Origin of the sequence: Acidaminobacter sp. JC074 (assembly GCF_022496765.1) — a bacterium.
Classification (GTDB): Bacteria; Bacillota; Clostridia; order Peptostreptococcales; family Acidaminobacteraceae; genus JABXKX01.
In genome coordinates, this window is the sequence record NZ_VANV01000012.1 from 11,956 (window position 1) to 32,579 (window position 20,624).

At 36.8% G+C, this 20,624-nt stretch carries 24 protein-coding genes; all 24 read left to right on the forward strand.

Annotated elements, in window-relative coordinates; all coding sequences use genetic code 11:
- Positions 1 to 210 precede the first annotated feature (210 nt).
- The 24 genes from topA to fliP all read left to right on the forward strand — a co-directional run bounded on the left by topA (position 211) and on the right by fliP (position 20,622).
- Positions 211 to 2,277 carry a type I DNA topoisomerase gene (gene topA / locus EZV73_RS14170; RefSeq protein WP_240840998.1) on the forward strand — a complete coding sequence of 689 codons (2,067 nt, stop codon included), beginning with the start codon at positions 211 to 213 and terminating at the stop codon, positions 2,275 to 2,277.
- A 9-nt stretch (positions 2,278 to 2,286) separates the two neighbouring features.
- Positions 2,287 to 3,072 (forward strand): GTP-sensing pleiotropic transcriptional regulator CodY, encoded by a 786-nt coding sequence (codY, locus tag EZV73_RS14175; RefSeq protein WP_240840999.1) that lies wholly within the window; start codon positions 2,287 to 2,289, stop codon positions 3,070 to 3,072.
- 187 nt (positions 3,073 to 3,259) lie between these two features.
- Positions 3,260 to 3,652, forward strand: a complete 393-nt coding sequence (flgB, locus tag EZV73_RS14180) for a flagellar basal body rod protein FlgB (RefSeq protein WP_240841000.1) — start codon at positions 3,260 to 3,262, stop codon at positions 3,650 to 3,652.
- A gap of 7 nt (positions 3,653 to 3,659) precedes the next feature.
- Positions 3,660 to 4,103: a flagellar basal body rod protein FlgC gene (gene flgC, locus EZV73_RS14185; RefSeq protein ID WP_240841001.1), complete on the forward strand. Its 444-nt coding sequence runs from the start codon at positions 3,660 to 3,662 to the stop codon at positions 4,101 to 4,103.
- Positions 4,104 to 4,114: 11 nt separating this feature from the next.
- Complete coding sequence (fliE, locus tag EZV73_RS14190; RefSeq protein WP_240841002.1) at positions 4,115 to 4,405, forward strand: flagellar hook-basal body complex protein FliE; 291 nt, start codon at positions 4,115 to 4,117, stop codon at positions 4,403 to 4,405.
- A gap of 18 nt (positions 4,406 to 4,423) precedes the next feature.
- Complete coding sequence (fliF, locus tag EZV73_RS14195) at positions 4,424 to 5,980, forward strand: flagellar basal-body MS-ring/collar protein FliF (RefSeq protein WP_240841003.1); 1,557 nt, start codon at positions 4,424 to 4,426, stop codon at positions 5,978 to 5,980.
- A gap of 7 nt (positions 5,981 to 5,987) precedes the next feature.
- Positions 5,988 to 6,998: a flagellar motor switch protein FliG gene (fliG, locus tag EZV73_RS14200; protein ID WP_240841004.1), complete on the forward strand. Its 1,011-nt coding sequence runs from the start codon at positions 5,988 to 5,990 to the stop codon at positions 6,996 to 6,998.
- Positions 6,991 to 7,767, forward strand: coding sequence for a FliH/SctL family protein (locus EZV73_RS14205; RefSeq protein ID WP_240841005.1), 777 nt, complete (start codon positions 6,991 to 6,993; stop codon positions 7,765 to 7,767). The genes fliG and EZV73_RS14205 overlap by 8 nt, the downstream gene beginning before the upstream one ends.
- 5 nt (positions 7,768 to 7,772) lie before the next feature.
- Positions 7,773 to 9,083, forward strand: coding sequence for a flagellar protein export ATPase FliI (fliI, locus tag EZV73_RS14210; protein ID WP_240841006.1), 1,311 nt, complete (start codon positions 7,773 to 7,775; stop codon positions 9,081 to 9,083).
- Positions 9,084 to 9,087: 4 nt separating this feature from the next.
- Positions 9,088 to 9,537: a flagellar export protein FliJ gene (fliJ, locus tag EZV73_RS14215; protein WP_240841007.1), complete on the forward strand. Its 450-nt coding sequence runs from the start codon at positions 9,088 to 9,090 to the stop codon at positions 9,535 to 9,537.
- A 2-nt stretch (positions 9,538 to 9,539) separates the two neighbouring features.
- The gene (locus EZV73_RS14220; RefSeq protein WP_240841008.1) at positions 9,540 to 10,781 is read left to right on the forward strand and encodes a hypothetical protein; all 1,242 of its coding nucleotides are present in this window, start codon (positions 9,540 to 9,542) and stop codon (positions 10,779 to 10,781) included.
- Positions 10,782 to 10,792: 11 nt separating this feature from the next.
- A complete protein-coding gene (locus EZV73_RS14225; protein ID WP_240841009.1) occupies positions 10,793 to 12,214 on the forward strand; it encodes a flagellar hook-length control protein FliK in 1,422 nt (473 codons plus the stop codon).
- Between the two features lie 11 nt (positions 12,215 to 12,225).
- Positions 12,226 to 12,666, forward strand: coding sequence for a flagellar hook assembly protein FlgD (locus EZV73_RS14230; protein WP_240841010.1), 441 nt, complete (start codon positions 12,226 to 12,228; stop codon positions 12,664 to 12,666).
- A 9-nt stretch (positions 12,667 to 12,675) separates the two neighbouring features.
- The gene (locus EZV73_RS14235; protein WP_240841011.1) at positions 12,676 to 13,062 is read left to right on the forward strand and encodes a TIGR02530 family flagellar biosynthesis protein; all 387 of its coding nucleotides are present in this window, start codon (positions 12,676 to 12,678) and stop codon (positions 13,060 to 13,062) included.
- A 76-nt stretch (positions 13,063 to 13,138) separates the two neighbouring features.
- Positions 13,139 to 14,527: a flagellar hook protein FlgE gene (locus EZV73_RS14240; protein ID WP_240841012.1), complete on the forward strand. Its 1,389-nt coding sequence runs from the start codon at positions 13,139 to 13,141 to the stop codon at positions 14,525 to 14,527.
- Between the two features lie 137 nt (positions 14,528 to 14,664).
- A complete protein-coding gene (locus EZV73_RS14245) occupies positions 14,665 to 14,877 on the forward strand; it encodes a flagellar FlbD family protein (protein WP_240841013.1) in 213 nt (70 codons plus the stop codon).
- 2 nt (positions 14,878 to 14,879) lie between these two features.
- Positions 14,880 to 15,665, forward strand: coding sequence for a motility protein A (locus EZV73_RS14250; protein WP_240841014.1), 786 nt, complete (start codon positions 14,880 to 14,882; stop codon positions 15,663 to 15,665).
- Positions 15,665 to 16,453 (forward strand): flagellar motor protein MotB, encoded by a 789-nt coding sequence (locus tag EZV73_RS14255; protein ID WP_240841015.1) that lies wholly within the window; start codon positions 15,665 to 15,667, stop codon positions 16,451 to 16,453. The genes EZV73_RS14250 and EZV73_RS14255 overlap by 1 nt, the downstream gene beginning before the upstream one ends.
- A 2-nt stretch (positions 16,454 to 16,455) precedes the next feature.
- On the forward strand, positions 16,456 to 16,881 hold the full coding sequence (gene fliL, locus EZV73_RS14260) for a flagellar basal body-associated protein FliL (RefSeq protein ID WP_240841016.1): 426 nt from the start codon (positions 16,456 to 16,458) through the stop codon (positions 16,879 to 16,881).
- A 32-nt stretch (positions 16,882 to 16,913) separates the two neighbouring features.
- The gene (gene fliM / locus EZV73_RS14265) at positions 16,914 to 17,915 is read left to right on the forward strand and encodes a flagellar motor switch protein FliM (protein ID WP_240841017.1); all 1,002 of its coding nucleotides are present in this window, start codon (positions 16,914 to 16,916) and stop codon (positions 17,913 to 17,915) included.
- On the forward strand, positions 17,908 to 19,107 hold the full coding sequence (gene fliY, locus EZV73_RS14270) for a flagellar motor switch phosphatase FliY (RefSeq protein ID WP_240841018.1): 1,200 nt from the start codon (positions 17,908 to 17,910) through the stop codon (positions 19,105 to 19,107). Before fliM ends, fliY begins: the two co-directional genes overlap by 8 nt.
- Positions 19,108 to 19,125: 18 nt before the next feature.
- Positions 19,126 to 19,488, forward strand: a complete 363-nt coding sequence (locus EZV73_RS14275) for a response regulator (protein WP_240841019.1) — start codon at positions 19,126 to 19,128, stop codon at positions 19,486 to 19,488.
- A gap of 8 nt (positions 19,489 to 19,496) precedes the next feature.
- Positions 19,497 to 19,850 carry a flagellar biosynthetic protein FliO gene (locus tag EZV73_RS14280; RefSeq protein ID WP_240841020.1) on the forward strand — a complete coding sequence of 118 codons (354 nt, stop codon included), beginning with the start codon at positions 19,497 to 19,499 and terminating at the stop codon, positions 19,848 to 19,850.
- Position 19,851: 1 nt separating this feature from the next.
- Positions 19,852 to 20,622: a flagellar type III secretion system pore protein FliP gene (gene fliP, locus EZV73_RS14285; RefSeq protein ID WP_240841021.1), complete on the forward strand. Its 771-nt coding sequence runs from the start codon at positions 19,852 to 19,854 to the stop codon at positions 20,620 to 20,622.
- Positions 20,623 to 20,624: the final 2 nt, after the last annotated feature.

Sequence of the window (20,624 nt, forward strand, 5' to 3'; positions counted from 1 at the left end):
AAAAATATTAATAAAAAAATCCTAAATTGTCTATAAAAGTTCTTGCAAAGAAAAGATTTGTCGCTATAATAGTAGAAGTGTGCTAATTATCATAATAAAAAACTTTTTTCTGATAATTCTGAAAAAACATTTGACATTTAGAGCATAATCAGATTTACTATAAAAGTAATGTTTTAATAATTACATTACAAATTTCAACGGAGGGTATTCATGTCAAAATACTTAGTGATTGTGGAATCGCCTGCTAAGGCTAAAACAATAGAAAAATTTTTAGGCAAGAATTATACGGTACTAGCTTCTGTCGGTCATGTTAGAGATTTACCGAAAAGTAAAATGGGTATTGATATAGAAAATGAGTTTGAACCTGCTTATATTAATATAAGAGGTAAAGGTCCTGTATTAAAAGAGTTAAGAAAATATGCAAAAAAAGCAGACAAAGTCTTTCTCGCAACGGACCCCGATAGAGAAGGTGAAGCCATTGCCTGGCATTTAGCGTTTATCTTAGGTATTGATTTAGATGAACCATGTAGAGTAACATTTAATGAAATTACAAAAGCGACAGTAAAGGAAGCCATTAAGCATCCTACTACTATAAAAACTGACTTAGTGGATGCACAACAAGCAAGACGTGTACTAGACAGATTGGTTGGTTATTCGATTTCTCCACTCTTATGGAGAAAAGTAAGAAAAGGTTTAAGTGCTGGTCGTGTTCAATCGGTTGCTACTAAGATGATTTGTGACCGTGAAAACCTGATCAATGCATTTGAAAAAGAAGAGTATTGGTCTTTAGATTTTAACTTTCAAAATCAAGATAAACTTTCTTTTAAGGCATCTTATATTGGACAAAAGGGTGAAAAGGCAGTTTTTAAGTCTGAATCTGATGTTCAAAAGGTGATGGATGACTTAGATAAGAGCGCTTATACTGTAAAGTCTATACAAACAAAAGAAAAGTCTAGAAAGCCACAGGCTTGTTTTACGACTTCAAGACTGCAACAGGAAGCATCTAACAAGTTAGGTTTCTCAACTAAAAAGACCATGATAGTAGCCCAGCAACTATATGAAGGTATTAAATTGCCTAGGGTTGGCAGTGTGGGTCTGATCACTTATATGAGAACAGACTCAACGCGTATCGCTGATACAGCTGTGGCTGCGGTACAAGACTTTGTTAAAGAGGAGTTTGGTGAAAACTATCTTGGACCTGAAGTGAAGGTGAAAAATAACAAGAATGCTCAAGATGCCCATGAGGCCATAAGAGCAACAGATGTTATGAGAACACCTGAGTCTATAGAAGGTTATTTAACAAAAGACCAAAACAAGTTATACAAGTTAATATGGGAACGTTTTGTCGCTTCATTAATGGCCCCTGCTAAATTTGAAGCCTTAACAGTAGACATAGAAAATGGTGACCATTTGATCAGATCAACTGGTTCAACGCAAGTATTTGATGGTTATTTAAAAGTTTATTCTTTTGGTACAAGTACTGATAAGATCCTGCCTAAATTATCTGAAGGCGAAGCATTATCTTTAGAGAAAATATTACCAGAGCAACATTTTACTCAACCACCAGCAAGATATACTGAAGCAACACTTGTTAGAGAAATGGAAGAAAAGGGTATTGGTAGACCATCTACTTATGCTCCGACAATAAGTACGGTTATCAGTAGAGGTTATGTTGGCAGAGAAAAGAAACATCTGTACCCAACAGAGCTAGGTAATATTATCAATGAGATAATGGAAAACTACTTTGAAAGAATCATTGAAGTCAACTTCACTGCTGATATGGAAATGCAGTTTGACCAGGTAGAAGATGGTGAAATGCCATGGAAATCAGTTATTAAAACATTCTACGGTCCTTTTGAATCTCTAATTGAAAAGGCTGAAGAGGATATTGAGAAAGTTGATTTAACTGAGCCAACAGATATTCCATGTGAGCTTTGTGGCAACATGATGAATATCAAGCATGGTAGATTCGGCAAGTTCTTGGCTTGTTCAAACTATCCAGACTGTAAAAACACAAAGCCTATTTTAAAGAAAATCGGTGTAACGTGTCCGGAATGTGGTGTTGGTGATATTGTAGAAAGAAAGACTAAGAAGTTCAAAACATTCTATGGATGTTCTGAATTCCCTAACTGTAATTTCATGTCATGGCATAAGCCAGTGGACAAGAAATGTCCAAAATGTTCTAAGACTATGATTGAGTATAAGACAAAAAAGAAACACGAATATAAATGTACTGATAAAGAATGTGGGTACAGCGAAGAAATATCTGAAAATTAGGAGGTAAAAATGTTAAAAAATTTACTAGAAAAATCAAGAAAGTTAAATCAAATTTTACAAGATAGAGGTGATGAAAAAGTATCATTCAATGAGTTATGTGATACAATTGCTGATATTTTAGAGGTAAATGTTTATGTGATCAACGCAAAAGGTAAGATCTTAGGTTCTAAGATGGTTGACACAAACACATCTTCTATCTTAGCAGATCCTGAATCTGGTGAAATGTTCTTCTCAGTTGAGCACAATGAAAACATGTTAAAGATTACAGATACAGTACCTAATTTAACAGCTGATCAAATCGCTGATACATTTAAAGGTGATACTGAGTCTTACCACAAGCATATTTCGATTGTACCTATTAAGTCTAAAGGTCAAAGAATTGGTACATTTGTATTAGCTAGAGTTGGTGAAGAATTTGATGATGCTGATATGATCCTAGCTGAAAATGCTGCAACAGTAATTTCTATGGAGATTACAAGAGCTAGAAAGTTACAAAAAGAAGCATTAGACAGAAAAAAATCTATCGTTAAGATGGCAATTGAATCGTTATCTTTCTCTGAGTTAGAGGCTATTGAGCATATCTTTAATGAATTAGAAGGTGACGAAGGTTTATTGGTTGCTTCAAAGGTAGCTGATAGAGTGGGTATCACAAGATCTGTTATTGTAAATGCATTAAGAAAGTTTGAGTCTGCTGGTGTTATCGAATCAAGATCTCTTGGTATGAAGGGTACACACATCCGAATCCTAAATGAAGAGTTAATGCCTGAATTAGATGCAATGAAGAAAAAATTCTAAAACTATTTAAGTTCTGTGACTATTCGCAGGACTTTTTTTATTTTTGTTAAAACACTATATCTTGTAGAAAATCTAAAAAAAACATCATATATATGGTATAATATAAGTTGATTAAATAGAAAAGGTTTTTTATAAAAATACTTAACAAAACATGAAGTTTTGCCGACTATATTAGTAGGAGGGAATTATGTTAAAGAATTCGTTTAATAATATAAACTTATATAATAAGGCGCTAGATGCATCATGGTTAAAAAACGATGCAATAGCCAACAATATAGCCAATGCAGAAACACCTGGTTATAAAAGAGAGACAGTAGAGTTTGAAGAGGTTCTTAAAAAGGCCATGGGTTCATCTACCATGCCTATTGCAAGAACTCATGAAAAGCATATGCCGCTTGTTACAGATGTGACACCTCGAATTGTAAAAGACGACCAGGTGAGTTTTAGAAGAGATGGCAACAGTGTGAATATAGATACTGAAATGGCTGAAATGGCTGAAAATCAGATAAAATATGAAACAATTACAAGACAACTTAACTCAACTCTGAAAAGATTGAGAATGTCAATTAGTCAAGGGTAGGTGAATCATGTCAATATTTAAATCATTAAATGTAAGTGCGACCGGTTTAACTGCAGAACGTTTGAGAATGGATGTTATCTCTAAGAACATCGCAAATGCAAACACGACTAGAACACTAGCAGGTACACCTTACAGAAGACAGATGGCAGTTTTTAAAGAACAAGGTCCTGAGAATAACTTTGCTAGCATCCTTGCCAAGGCAAAAGGAGAGAAGTTGATAGGAAACGGTGTGGAAGTATCTGAAATTGTAGAAGATCAATCCGATTTTAAGCGTGTCTACAATCCAGGTCATCCAGATGCGGATGATGAAGGTTATGTATTGATGCCTAATGTAGATGTTGTAACAGAAATGATCAATATGATGTCGGCATCTAGGTCTTACGAAGCCAATGTAACAGCTTTAAACACTTCTAAAAGTATGGCCATGAAGGCACTGGAAATAGGAAGATAATGGGGGCTTAAATGGATTTAATTAGTAAGGTTCAATCTGGCAACATCATCAAAGCAGATAATACAACTAAGAATGTATCAAATGTAGATTTTAAAGAGCTTTTAGTCAATGCCTTAGAGGAGGTCAACAAGGACCAACTTTATGCAGAAGAAATGGATCAAAAGTTTATGTTAGGAGAGGTCAGCAATATCCATGATGTTATGATTGCATCACAAAAGGCTGAGTTGTCCCTAAGTTTTGCCGTTGAAGTTCGTAATAAGGTTCTCGAAGCTTATAAAGAGATTATGAGAATTCAGATGTAGTTAGAAAGAGGTGTATAAATGGCGGAACTTATCCAAAGGATTAGAACCCAAATAACGACCTTCTTCCAGTCCCTAGATAGGAGAAGAAGAATTTGGCTTGCGGCAGGAGGCCTTTTTGTCGTTGCTATAGTAGCATTAATTTTATTCTTGACCAGACCGACTTATGTCGTCCTTGCATCTGGTTTAGAATTTGATGAAATGAGTAGAATAACAACCATGCTTACTGAAAAATCTATCACCTATAGAGATGATGGCGGTAATACACTCATGGTTGATAAAAATGATTATACCAAGGCAAGAATGGCCATGGCAGTAGATGTTGGTATTTCGCAGCCAAATTATACTTGGACGGATATGTTTAATGCATCAAGCTTGACGACCAATTCCACCATTCAGGAATCGCAGAAAACCCTGATTATGGCCAATCAGTTGGGTGATGCACTTTCATCGCTAGAAGGTGTTTCTACAGCGACCGTTCAATTGCATATTGCTCAAAAGAGTTCTTTTGTTTTGTCTGATCCACAAGAATCAAGAGCCAGTGTTATCTTAACTTTAACTAATGAAGATGGTCTATCTAGAGACCAGATTAGTGGTATTGTCAGTTTTATTAAGGATTCCATCGAGAACCTACCTAAGGAAAATATCTCAATTATCGATCAAACTGGTATGCCTTTAAATAAATTCAGTGAGGATTCAGATGCTTTTATGGCTTCAACCATGCAGGAACAGAAGGTTTCTATTGAAATGCAGCTAGAGGACAAACTTGTCAAGTTCCTAGGTGCTGTTTATGGACAACCCAATGTTCGAGTGATGGTAGATGCAACTTTATTCTTTGATGATGATACAACAACCTCAAGAACCTTTGTTCCACCTGTAGAAGGTGAAACAACAGGGATCATAAGGTCTGCATCCAAAGTTTCTGAGTCGGTTACTGCAACGGGTGCTGAAGGTGTACCGGGAACGGATTCGAATACCGATGATACGACTTATCCAACAGGCACATCGTCAGGTAGTGACATTGAAAGTGCATCAGAGACTATTAATTACGAAATCAATGAAATCAACAGAATGTTGACAAGAGCCAAGGGAACTATTACTGATATTCAGGTAGCCCTATTGGTCAATACAGATGTTTTAGAAAACAACAATATGACAGAAGAGCAGGAACAGGATTTAATTGAACTTGTGACGACTGCTGCTGGTATTGAAACCAGAAAAGTTAATGTCATGGCAACTAAGTTCACAGACAATGAGATGGGTTATGTCACTTATGAATCAGGTGATGAACTTATTTCACCTGGCATTCCACTATGGTTGGTGGGTCTGATTGTTGGTGTTATTGCCCTTGTTGTTATTATATTCTTTGTACTTGGACGTAGAAGAAATGCTAGAGAACGTGAAGAAGAGATTGCACGTGTACAAGCTGAAGAAGAAGCGAAACGTCAAGAAGAACTTGAAGAAATTCAAACCAATGTTGAAGATAAATCAAGTCCTAAATATCAGATTGAGAAGTTTATCGATGCCAAACCAGAAGCGGTTGCTGCATTGTTAAGATCATGGATGATGGAAATGTAGGTGTAAAATGGCTAAGAAAAGTGAACGTACAGGAAAACAAAAAGCGGCTATTTTGCTGATTGCCTTAGGGTCTGAAAAATCCGCTAAGATATTTTCACATCTACAGGATGATGAAATAGAAGAACTGACTCTTGAAATTGCCAATATGCAAAGAGTTACAACTGAAGAAAAGGAAGAGATACTAGAAGAATTTTATGAGATATGTCTGGCTCAAGACTTTATCTCAGAAGGTGGTATTTCTTATGCTAAGGATGTACTTGAAAAAGCAATGGGCTCACAGAAAGCTCTTGAGATCATCAACAAGCTTACAGCGTCATTACAGGTTCGTCCATTTGACTTTGTAAGAAGAACAGATGCTTCTCAGCTTTTAAACTTTATACAAAATGAACATCCGCAAACATTGGCTTTGATACTATCTTATCTAAATCCAAACCAGGCAGCGTCTATATTATCGGCCCTGCCTCAGGAAAAGCAGGCTGATGTTGCCCAAAGGATTGCCATTATGGATAGAACCTCACCTGAAGTAATCAAAGAGGTTGAACAGGTACTAGAAAGAAAGTTATCTTCTATGATGACTCAGGACTACGCTTCGACAGGTGGTATCCAGGCTATTGTTGAGATCTTATTATCCGTTGACCGTGGTACTGAGAAGTTTATTATGGAAACACTTGAAATTCAGAAGGCTGATCTTGCAGAAGAAATCAGAAAGAGAATGTTCGTATTTGAAGACATTGTTAATCTGGATTCAGTATCTATTCAGCGTTTCATTAGAGAAATTGACAACAGTGACTTATCTGTTGCTCTTAAGGCCTCTACAGATGAAGTTAAGGAAGTTATTTATGCCAATATGTCTAAACGTATGGCAGAAATGCTTGCAGAAGATATGGAGTTCATGGGCCCTGTCCGTCTACGTGATGTAGAGGAAGCTCAACAGAAGATTGTTAATGTAATCAGAAAGCTTGAAGAAGCTGGCGAGATTATCATTGCACGTGGTGGAGGAGATGAGTTAATTGTCTAAACTGGTGAAATCTTCACAGATCATAATTGATAAAAAGAAGTACATCTTGAACAATGAGCTCTTTGTACCAAAAGAGGTTGAAGAAGAGCCTGTTCAAGAAGAGACTGCAGATGAGTCGGTAGATATTGATGAATATGCGGATGAGCTTAGGCGTATGAAAGAGGATATGCTTGAAGCTGTCAAGGTTGAAAAGGACCTTATGCTCAGTCAAGCCTTAGAAGAAAAAGATGCAATCATGAGAGATGCTTATGAACAGGCTGATAATATCAGAAGCACAACACGTCAAGAAGCATATGAAGAAGGTTTTCAAGAAGGTGTTACAAATGGTTATGGTGAAGCAACGGGCTTTATAGAAGAAGCTCTTGCTTTAAAAGACCAGTACTTCAGAAAGTATGAATCGGTAAAAGAGGATTATGAATCTGATATTACTGAAGTTATCATATCTACTGTAGAGTCGATTTTAAACAAGCATATTGCTGAGGACTACGATCTGATCAAAGGGATTGTTGAAAAAGCCCTTGAAAAGTGTGCCTTTACAACCAACTTAGCACTTAGAGTTGCCCCTGAAGACTATGATTCAGCAGTTTCAATGAAAAAGTACATTCTGTCTCTTACAGAAAACATTGAAGACATTGAGATCAAACAGGACAGTGCTTTGCCAAAAGGCTCTTGTATCATTGATACAGATGCTGGAAGTGTGGACTCTTCTATTCATACACAGTTTGAAAATGTAAAGAATAAATTTATAGAGTTGTTGCAAAGTGAGTGATAAGGATGAAAGACTTATTAAATAAATACAAACATTTGGTGGACAACACCGAAATGATAAAATTCTCAGGCAGGGTTTCAAAGCTCATCGGTTTAACGATCGAGGCGAATGGCCCTGCCGTTGAAATAGGTGAAGTATGTCAGATTTATCCTTTAAAGGGTAAGAATTTCATTACGGCTGAAGTGATTGGCTTTAGAGACAATGTCGTTGTACTTATGCCTTTTGGTGAAATGACCGGTATCGGTCCGGGTTCAAAAGTAGTAGCGACTGGATCTTATCTATCAGTAGAAGTAGGAGAAGATCTTTTAGGACGTGTTTTAGATGGCCTGGGAAAGACCATTGATGCCTACAAGGCGCCTATATTACATGCCAAATATGAAGTGGACAATGCACCGCCTAATCCTTTAACAAGGCAAAAGATTGAAGATGTTTTACCACTAGGGATTACAGCAATTGATTCCCTATTGACCACTGGTCGAGGCCAGAGGGTTGGTATCTTTGCGGGTTCTGGTGTCGGTAAATCTACTTTATTAGGGATGATTGCCAAGAACTCAACAGCTGATATCAATGTAATCGCCCTTATAGGTGAGCGTGGTCGTGAGGTAAGAGAGTTTATAGAAAATGAACTGGGCGAAGATGGTTTGAAAAAGTCTGTTGTTATTGTCGCGACTTCCGACCAACCTGCCCTTGTTAGGGTTAAAGGCGCTATGCTGGCAACTGCTGTTGCTGAGTACTTTAGAGATCACGGTAAAAATGTAGTGCTTATGATGGACTCCTTAACACGTTTTTCAATGGCTCAACGTGAAATTGGCTTAGCTGTTGGTGAACCACCTGTAACAAAGGGTTATACACCTTCTGTATTTGCCATTCTGCCTAGACTACTAGAACGTTCTGGTAACTCGGACAAAGGTTCTATTACCGGCCTCTACACTGTATTGGTGGATGGTGATGATATGAATGAACCCATTGCAGATGCTGTGCGTGGTATCTTAGATGGCCATATTGTCTTGTCAAGAAAGCTTGCAGCAAAAGGGTATTACCCTGCCATAGATGTCTTAGAAAGTGTATCCAGAGTTATGCCTGCGGTAGTAGATAACGATCATGTGGTTTTAGCGAGAAAAATAAAAGAGCTTCTAGCAGTTTACAATGAAGCGGAAGACTTAATTGTCATAGGGGCTTACATTCCTGGGACGGATGCTAGAATTGATGAGGCCATTGAGAAGGTGGATGCTATAAAAGACTTCTTAACACAGACGACCAAAGAACATTTTTCTTATGATGAAACCATCGCCAAGATGAATGCTTTGCTAGGATAAATAAATGAAAAAATTTGTGTTCAGATTTGAAAAAATTCTTCAAGTGAGAATTGACAAGGAAAATGAAGTAAGAAATTTATTGGGTAAGGTTAATAAGCGCATCCTTGAAAAGGAGGAGGAGTTTAAGGGGGTTCACCTTCAATATGAAACTTTCCTGAATCAACTCAACTCCAATATGAAGGCCGGCGTAAGAGCTGGGGATATGAGGGCTGTTGCAGCCAATAAGTCTTTCTTGATTGACAAGATGGACCAGCTTAAAAGAGAGCTGAATATCCTAATGGATGAACGAAAACGCATTCAAGGGGATTTGATTGAAGCCAATAAACAGAGAAAAATCATGGAAAAGCTTAAAGAAAAAGAAATAGAAAAGTACAAGGCACATGAAGCGATGGAAGAAGCAAAGACTGTCGACCAAATTGTCACGTATCAAAGTACAAAAACGAAAGGTGAGTAAGTATGGCTGAAGAAAAAAAAGAAAAGAAAGGTGGCGGCCTAGTAAAGGGTATCGTAATTTTATTAATCTTTATGATTATTATACCTGCCCTTGGAATTGCTGGTTTTTATTTTATGAATGAAACCTTCCAATATAGGATGAATGCTGCATTAACAGATTTTCCATTAGTAGGTTCATACTTTGACTCTTTGCCAACAAGGGCTGAAAAGAATGAGCAAATTAAGTCTATTGCAGAGCATTTTTTAGATATTTCTGCAGATTCTGCCGTGGACAAATTGATTATTATTAGTACAGATGACAAAACCATGTATGATGATATCGTTAAGGTCATGTATCAGATTGATCCAAACTCAACCAAGATCATTCTAGAAGATATTCGTTCTAAGCAGCTAAAGGGTGATGCGGTTTCAGCTGTCTTAGATGAAATCACTGAAGAAAGAAACCAGGAACTCGCTGCTATAGCAACTGAACTTCAGTCTATGCCTTTTTCTTCTTTAAGAGGAGAGCTTTATAAGATTCTTAATGATGGTCTGAACGGTTATAGTCGTTTGGCTAGAATTTTTGAGCAAATGGATGTTGTTAAGGCATATGAAATGTTATCTCTTTTAGACGATGTAGATGAAACAGCTGTATTAGATGCTATGGCTATGGCTTCAAGAAGTGAAATTTTGCTTGAGAAGAACAAGGATATGGCTAATACACAAAAGATTATTTCTTTATCAGAAATCTACGCTTCTAAGGACGCAGACGAGCTTGTAGAGCTTTTAGGAAACACCTCTACTTATTCTGTAGAAGAGCTTGCCATTATCTATAAAGAGATTGGGGTTGTTAAGACTGGAGAGATCCTAGCCATCTCTAACGACGATGCTTTAGTGAGTGATGTGATCACACAAATGAAGAATAATGAGGTCTTAAGTGTAGGGGAAGATTTAATTACAAAAGATATTCTAAAAACACTAAAGATATATAAAGATTTTGACGATAATATTAAAGAGTTAACCAATGTATATAAAACCATGCAACCAACGCAAGTTTCGCAGGTACTCAGTAAGATGTTAACAGATGGTGCACTACCTACAGTACATGTACTTGACGGTGGGGATGTCATCACTATTTCAGAAGAAGATCTTGCTTATAAGATACTTGCTCAATTTGATGATAAGGTAAAGGCAGAAATCATTGGTAACTTTAATAATACCTTAGCGACTGAAGTTGCAAAGAAGCTAACGGTACCAGGATATTAGGAGGTGAATGAATGAACGTAGGGGAATTGAAATTAACACCTAAGTTCTTCAATTCTCAAGGACAACTGAATAATGATTGGTTTTTAAACGAGAATAAAAGTGAATTTGAAAATATTCTTAAAGAAAAAACTGTAAAGTGTTCAGATGTTCAGGACACCAAGTTGATGGATGTAAAAGAAAAAACATCTGAGAAGTCTCATGAAGTCGTTAAAAAGGCTATGCAGAAGACAGAACAGAAGTTAGGTGACAAAGACCTAAAAGAAGTTACATCTAAGATCAACGAAGCCATTAAGAAAAACAAGTTTGAAAAAGAAAATGGCGATGGTGATCTGAGTCTTAAAGAATTGGAAGAGAAGATCGAGGCACTTGAAGAGCAGATTATGGCTGAGATGGGAATAGTTGAAGAACAACCTATTCTAGAAGAAATTGCTCAGCTGATGGGCATCAGTGTAGAAGCACTGGTCGAGCAGCTAACAAGTGAAGGTGACAAAGAAGCGGTAATAGCTGAATTGGTTTCTTTAGTAGAAAACGAAGAGATTGACAGCAAACAATTGGTACAGGCTTTAAGACAAGTATTTAACAAATTAGATGCTAGTGAAAAAATTGAGTTTGAAAAAGTTGTTGAAGACTTAATTGAAAAACTACCTCAAGGGGATGTTAAAGAAGCTGTTCAGAAATTTGATGATGTTTTAGAAAATGTAATCAAACGATCTGGAGAGGGACAAGAAGTAGAGGCTCAAGTAGCTGCTGAACCAGCCAAGGAAGTTACCACTCAAACGCAAACACAAACAACACCACAGGTCAATGAAACAGAAACAGTAGAAAAACCAGTGGAAGTGCAAACTGATAGTCAGCAAACAGACCAAGATGCATCTAAAAGCAATGCTGAACCTATGATGAATGCCGAAATCAAAGTTTCATCACAAGAAGTAGAACAAAAGTTTAACGTTGAAGAACAAATCAATATGATGAAGGCTGAATCGTCGGTAATCTCTGGTGGAAAAGAAACACCAAAAGCCATGTTATCTAGATCAGTTATGAATCAAGTGGTTCAAGGCACGAAGATGAGTATCAACATGTCTGACCAGGGTTCAGAGATTCTTATCAAGTTAAATCCTAAAAATTTAGGTAATGTTGCACTTAAGATGGCATTTGAAAAAGGCACACTCTTAGCACAGATTCAAGTAGAAAACCAAACTGTAAAAGGGATTATCGAATCGAACTTAGATGATTTAAAATCTGCTTTACAACAGGAAGGTTACGAAATTGGCGACTTAGATGTTTCTGTGAACAAAGAAAATACGGGTGAAGGCCAACAAGGCTTTACAGGACAAAACAAAAAACAATTTGTAAAGTTCGAAAGTTTTGAAGAAGTAGAAGAAAAAATCTTACAACAAAAAGCTAGTCAGGAAGGTATAGATTATCTCGCTTAGGAGGTGAAAATATGGCAGCAGCTGTAACGGGTATGCTAACCGAAGCTAACATGGAAATGTTAGAAAAATATAAGAATGATGCTCAAAACAAGGCCATGCTAGAAAATCAGCAACTTGGTAAAGATGCATTCTTAAAGCTTATGATGACACAACTGGCCCATCAAGATCCATTAGAACCGCTTAACAATGAACAGATGATTTCTCAAATGGCAGAATTTACATCAGTTGAGCAGATGGGTATGATGACTGAAGCGTCAGCAAGGCAAGTTGAGCAAAATACGCAAATCATTGCAAGTTTACAATCTCTCATTGAAAAATCAGATTCTGGTAACTCAAAGTCAGAAATTGAATCACTGATTACTAAAACTGATAGAACAATTGAGCTAAACGAACAAATACTAGAAGAGCTAAAGAAGTTGAATGCTTCTAAAGCACAGGAAGCTTATGAATAGGTGATGACGATGACTAAAGTTGATATGAATCAAATGATTCAGAAAACCAAACTGAATCCAAATCAGCAAAATAAAATAAAGCAGAATCGTCCTCAAGGACAATCTTTCCAAGATGTTTTATCTAAAGTTAAATCTTCTAGCGATGAAGTGAAACTTTCAAAACATGCAAAGGCAAGACTAGAGCAAAGAAATATCTCTTTAACTGAAGCTGATATGAAGAAAATCGATGAAGCTATTGATAAAGCAGACAAAAAAGGGATTAAAGATGCATTAATCTTAATGGACAACAAGGCATTTGTTGCTAACATTAAAAACAAGACAATCATTACTGCATCTACAAATGAACAACTAAAGGAAAATGTTTTTACAAATATTGATGGCGCTGTGATAGTATAGGCTGGACCTTATGGAAGCCTAGTGAATCATCCGAATGATGATACACAACACAGTATAATTTTCAGGAGGTCAAATTATGATGAGATCAATGTACTCTGGTGTTTCAGGTTTACAAGTACACCAGGTAAAAATGGATATTATAGGTAACAACATTGCGAATGTTAACACGGTTGGATTTAAAGGTTCAAAAGTAACATTCCAAGAAGTCTTTTCTCAAACGATTAAAGGTGCTGGTGCACCTCAAGAAGGTCGTGGTGGTACTAACCCTCAACAAGTTGGTTTAGGTGTTGGTTTATCAGCGATCAACGTTCAACACACAAAGGGATCTACTCAAATCACATCAAATCCTACAGATATTATGATTGATGGTAATGGTTTCTTTGTCGTTTCTAGTGATGATGAAGGTACGAATAAGTTTTATACAAGAGCGGGTAATTTCTCTTTAGATAAGTTGGGTTACTTGGTTAATCCATCAGGGTTAAAAGTATTAGATTCTGACTTTAAACCAATTCGTATCAACAAGTCTGACACAATCGAAGCAACTGCTACTTCAGAGATAGAGTTGACTTCAAATATCAATTTCAATTACGATTCTGACGATGTTCAGGACGACTATTCAATTTATACAACAACAACAGATGTATATGACTCTGTTGGTAATAAGACAACTCTAAGCATTCAGTTTGGTCAAAAGTTCTCAACCGCGCCTGGTACGGCAGCAGCAGATACAAGAACTTATCGACAAGTGAAGATTAACGCACCAGGTGCATCTGGTGGTGGTTATGGTGGCTTATCAGAACCAGGTAATGACACTGCTTATGATGCAACAACAAACCCAGGTGGTCTACAAGACAATATGAAGTATGCCGAGTTTGATAAAGATGGTAACTTTGTGCGTTTGATTGAATTAGATGTTGCTGATATTAATGTTACAACAGGTATTGTGACACCTCCTGCAGCACCTACAACAGGTGTGGCAAATCTAATTATCCAACAAGCGGGTGTTGAAGAAATTAACATTGCAATCGACAATGATACATTTAAAAATGTGACGCATTATTCTCAAACAACTGATATGAAAGCGACGCCTGTAAATGGTAACTCGGCAGGTGCTTTAGATTCATTTGCAATTTCATCAGCAGGTGAAATCTTCGGAACATACACAAATGGTGAAAGAGCGACTTTATCAACTGTTGGTTTGGCTGACTTTGACAATGCACCTGGTTTAATGAAAATCGGTGGTAACTTATTTACGGATACACCTAACTCAGGTTCACCTAAATTTGGTGTACCAGGTACAGGATCATTTGGTCAATTGGCACCTGGTGCTTTAGAAATGTCAAATGTTGACTTATCACAAGAGTTTACTGATATGATCACAACTCAAAGAGGTTTCCAAGCTAATTCTAGAGTTATTACAACAACTGATGAAATGTTACAGGAACTTGTAAACCTTAAGAGATAATAATGTTTTCTCGTAGTTTAAATGGGATATAAGTTAAATAATAGTTTTCTATGAAATTAACTAGGTGGGTAGTTGTCAATTTGTTGACAACTACTATCCTAGATACACGTTGTATAGTATAATGAAATGAGATGAATATGATTCGAGTAACAAGGCTTAACGGCAGCAATTTTTACATAAATGAAGATCACATAGAGTTTATTGAGGAGACCCCGGATACGGTCATTACCTTGAATAACGAAAAGAAATTGGTTGTCAAAGAAAGCATCGAAGAATTGATTGAAGAAATAACTGCATTTAGAAGGAAAGTTTTCCTTGGAGATACTAGTCATTTAATTAAGGGAGAATAGTAATGGATATAGGTTTAATAGCCGGTATAATAGCTGGTATGGGACTGGTTATATTCGGTATCATAACAGGTGGTACACCGTTTAGCGCATTTATTGATACAGGATCTATCCTAATCGTAATCGGTGGTGGTATAGCTGCGACATTTGTTCAGTATCCACTGGCTGATATGTTAGGTATATCGAAGATTTTTATGAAGGCTTTGAAGAATCCTGAGTTCAATACTGGTCAGATTATTGACAAAGTAATTGAACTGGCTAACGTTGCAAGACGTGAAGGTTTATTGGCGCTTGAGGAGGCTGTTGACGAAGTAAACGATGAATTCCTTAAGAAGGGCGTAATGTTAATCGTTGATGGTACAGATCCTGAAATGGTTAAAAACATCTTAGAAACTGAGTTAACCAACATGGTTGATAGACATGCTAAGGGTAGAGGCATATTTGAAGCGCTTGGTTCATTGATGCCAGCCTTCGGTATGATCGGTACCTTAGTAGGTCTGGTAGGTATGCTTCAGTCCTTATCTGACCCATCTGCAATCGGTCCTAAGATGGCCGTAGCCTTACTGACAACATTCTATGGTTCTTTATTTGCCAACCTAATTTGGATTCCTATTGCAGGTAAATTACAGATTAAGTCTGATGAAGAAGCATTGGTTAAAGAAGTTATGATTGAAGGTCTTTTATCAATACAAGCTGGTGAGAATCCTAGAATTATTGAAGAAAAATTGAAGGCATTCTTATCACCATCTGTTAGAAAGACAATAGGAACTCAAGAAGAGGGTGAAGAATAATGGATAAAAAGTGTCCTGAATGTAAAGGCGGCGCGCCCGAGTGGATGGTTACCTATGGTGACCTTGTAACACTTTTGATGTGTTTCTTCGTACTACTATTTGCATTCTCAGAGATTGACGCTCAAAAGTTTGAAGCGGTTATGCAATCCTTTCAAGGTTCTGCTGGTGTTTTAGAAGGTGGTAAATCTATTTCAGAAGATCCGCTTGTGTTTGATGCTTCGCCAGAAAACGACACAACACCCGAAACGACAGAAGCCGAAAAATTGGAAGTCATCAATGAAATTTTGAATCAACTCAAGGGAGAAATTGAAGAGGAATTTGAAAAGAAAGGAATGGTTGGTGAACTTCAATTTGAATTAGAAGCAGATACCTTAAAGATCATTTTAGATGACAGTGTTTTATATGATCCTGCTAGTGCTGAACTAAAAGAAGAATCATATGAAGTTTTAACAATTCTTGGTGAAACCTTTAAAAATGAACTCTTTGAACTTGGTAACTTTAGAATTGATGGTCATACAGACAATGTACCGATAAATACACTCAGATATCCATCTAACTGGGAATTGTCAACAGCACGTGCAACAAGCGTCTTAAGATTTTTCAGAGATGAGTTATCCTTTGCAGAAAATAGGTTTGTCATTGCGGGTTATTCAGACACAAGACCTAGAGCTACAAATGATACACCTGAAGGCAGAGCTCAAAACAGACGTGTAGAATTCATAATAGAGAATATAGATTTAGGGAGCACAACGGATGGTGCTGAAACCCCTGTAACAGAAGGAGAGTAAATATGAATAAGATCATCATAATTGCAATAGTTGCTGTGGTACTTATTGGTGGCGGTATTGGTGCATACTTTATGTTTTTCGCCAACTCTGAACCATCGGTTGAAGAATTGCCTGAGATCATCCATGATGTAGGTGAGCAGTATACCAATATTCCAGTAGGTGATGAAGCTGGAAATTATAAGATCTTAAAGATACAGTTGCAGATCGTTTATACTGATGAAACCTTTACAGAAACTTTCACTAAGAGCAATGCTCAGATTCAAGATTTTGTAAATGGTTACTTTAGAGATACAACGCTAGCAACTGTTAACAGAAAAAATGGTAAAGAAAGAATAAAAGAAGAAATAACTGAGCAATTAATAGAGATGTTTGAAACAAATGCTGACAACATCAAAGGTGTATTGATGCCTCAGTTTATCATACAATAATCATTAGGTAATGAAGAAAGGTGGTGAGGTAAATGTCAGATGTAATGAGTCAAAGTGAAATAGATGATCTATTGTCCGCTTTGAATTCTGGTGATGTAGACGTCGCCGAGATACAAGAAGAAAAACAGGAAAAACGTGTTAGAAAATACGACTTCTTAAGACCTGACAAATTTGCCAAAGAACATCTGAGAACGCTTGAAGTTATTCATGAAAATTTCTCGAGACTTCTTAACAACTTCCTCTCAGGTTACCTTAGAACTTTTATTGAAATAGAAGTATTAAATGCAGAGTCTTTGATTTATAGTGAGTTTGCAAATGCGATTTCTAATCCTGCTATACTTGGGATCGTAGATTTTTCACCACTAGAAGGTCAAGTCATCATAGATGTTTCATCAGACGTTGCATTTACAATGATTGAAAGGGTTCTTGGTGGCGCTGCAGCCTCGACAATGGCTGAAAAAAGGACATTAACAGAAATAGAAATGACCTTAATCAGAACCATCATTATGAAATTTATCAATCTACTCAAGGAACCTTGGAGTAATATCATTGAACTTAGACCAAAACTGGATACGATAGAAACCAACTCACAGTTTGCACAAGTTATATCACCTTCAGAATCAGTAGCCCTGATTACCTTAAGCTTAAAAATAGGTGAAACTGAAGGTATGATCAACTTATGTTATCCGCATCATGTGTTGGAACCAATCTTATCAAATCTTAGTTCGAAGTTGTGGTTTACAACCACAGGCAAAAAAGATTTAACAGATGAAGAAAAAGAAAATTTAGAAAAGCAAGTACAGAAGACGCGCATCGATATGAAAGTTGAACTTGGTAACAGTATGATTACTGTTGGTGAGATGTTACAACTTTCTAGAGGTGATGTGATTGTGTTAGATAAAAAGGTGTCGGATAGTCTAACTGTTAAGGTAGGTGACAGGCCTAAGTTTACTGGTGTACCTGGTAAGAAGAACAACAACATTGCAGTTAGAATAACAGAAGTATTTGAGGAAGGAGAGGACTTAGATGGTTGATATGCTTTCGCAAGAAGAAATAGATGCACTATTGAGCGGTGGCGACGACGATGGTGGCGGTATTGATGAATCGCTTTCTCCAGAAGAAATAGATGCACTCGGTGAAGTCGGTAATATCAGTATGGGGACAGCGGCAACAACTTTGTTTACGCTCCTAAATCAAAAGGTTACCATCACAACACCAAAAGTTTCAGTAATCACATATGATGAATTGGTAGATTCGTATGTTGATCCATGTGTTATAATTAATGTTAGGTATAAAGAAGGTATTGAGGGCGTTAATATCTTGATACTACAAGAATCTGATGTTAAAATAATTACAGACCTGATGATGGGGGGAGATGGTACAAATGTATCTGATGAATTAACAGATCTACATTTAAGTGCCATTGGTGAAGCCATGAATCAAATGATTGGTTCATCTTCTACTTCTTTATCAGAAATGTTAGGAGAAAAAGTAGATATTTCTCCACCTGAACCACAATTTAATAGTTTGAGAGATTTAAACTTTGAAGATGTGGGTATTAATTCAGAGAACAATGTTGTTCGAATAGCATTTAGGATGACTGTAGGTGATTTGATTGATTCTCAAATCAACCAAGTTATGCCTATAGACGTTGCTAAACAATTGGTACAAAACTTGATGAACGTTGGAGAAGAAGAAGTAGAAACTCAGCCTGAACCACAGCCTGAACCTACTCCGCAGCCTGAACCGCAACCTGTACAAGAACCAGTACAGCAACCGGTACAGCAAGCGCCTCCACAACAACCGGTACAACAAGCACCAATGTACCAACAACCACAGTATCAGCAACCACAATATCAACAACCGCAATATCAGCAGCCGCAGTATCAGCAACCGCCGATGCAGAATGTTAATGCTCAGCCGGTCCAATTTGAATCTTTTGATGAAAATAATATGATTTCGGGGTATAATAATAATATAAATATTATTAAAGATGTCCCATTAGAAATTACAGTGGAACTAGGCCGAACAACAAAACGCATCAGTGAGATTCTAGACTTTGCTCCTGGCTCAGTAATAGAGTTGGATAAGTTGGTAGGTGAAGCTTTAGATATTTTAGCAAATGGAAAGAAAATTGCTACAGGTGAGGTTGTTGTTGTTGATGAAAACTATGGTATCAAAATAACAGATATAATTGTACCTGAACAAAGATTAAGCAACATATAGTTTAAAGGAGGAAATATTATGGCTAATGGTATATTAGTTGTTGATGACGCAGCTTTTATGAGAATGATGATTAAGGATGTTTTATCTAAAAACGGTTATGAAATTCTTGGTGAAGCTGAAAATGGACAAAAGGCTATAGAAAAATACAAAGAATTAAATCCAGACTTAGTCATCATGGACATTACTATGCCTGAGGTTGACGGTATTCAAGCCGTTAAGGAGATTAAGAAGATAGATGGTAATGCTAAGATTATCATGTGTTCTGCAATGGGTCAGCAGGCAATGGTTATTGAATCTATTCAAGCCGGTGCAAGAGACTTTATTGTTAAGCCTTTCCAAGCGGATCGTGTTGTAGAAGCTGTCAAAAAGGTTATCGGGTAGTACTTATAATGAGTTTTCTAACTCTGAGTATGATCTCAACACCAAATATAGGATCAAGTTATTATCTTGTCATTTTATCATTGGCTATGTTTATTGCCCTTGCTTATATAACGACTGTGCTTTTAAAGCGCTCACGTTATGTTGGCAGGGGTAGAAATATTCATGTTATAGAACGTTTCTATTTGGCTTCTGATAAGATACTTCTTATTGTACAGGTTGGAAGCGAGTACTATTTTATGTCTTATGATAAGAATGGTATGAAGATGATGGATAAACTTGAAAATTTTACACCAACAATACAAGAACAGACACAAACAAAGTTTTCAGATTTACTCTCTAGCAAGATGAACAAGGATAAGTAATATGGTGTTATTTAAGGGAAAAAGAAAATACGCATTGTCATTTATTTTGATTCTAATGTTGTTATTTACTGCGTCTACTGCTTATGCAACGGATACGGATACAGTAATACCAAGCATTGAAGTGAACTTTGGTCAGGACGGTGACAATGTAGCATCAAGTATCCAAATACTTGTGCTGATAACAATTCTGTCTTTGGCGCCATCAATTCTTATAATGATGACGTCTTTTACTAGGTTTATAATTGTTTTTTCGTTTTTAAGAAGGGCAATTTCATTACAGTCGACACCACCTAATCAGGTACTCATTGCGTTATCACTATTTATGACGTTCTTTGTAATGACACCTGTTTTTTCTGATGTCATCGATAATGCATATGAACCCTATGTAAACCAAGAAATCTCGCAAGAAGAAGCTATAGACAATGCTGTTGCACCTATGAAGGAGTTCATGCTTAGACAAACGCGTGAAGAGGATTTGGCTTTGTTTGTAGATATGTCTGAAGGTCCTCAGTATGAAACACTAGAGGAGATTCCTATTACCACAGTTATTCCTGCTTTTTTGATCAGTGAAATTAAAACTGGATTTGAAATTGGCTTTATCTTATTCATTCCATTCATAGTGATTGATATGGTTGTCGCCTCAACCCTGATGTCTCTGGGGATGATGATGTTGCCACCGGTAATGATTTCATTACCATTCAAAGTATTGTTATTCATAATGGTCGATGGTTGGAACCTGTTGGTAGAACAAATGTTGATGTCGATAAAATAAGG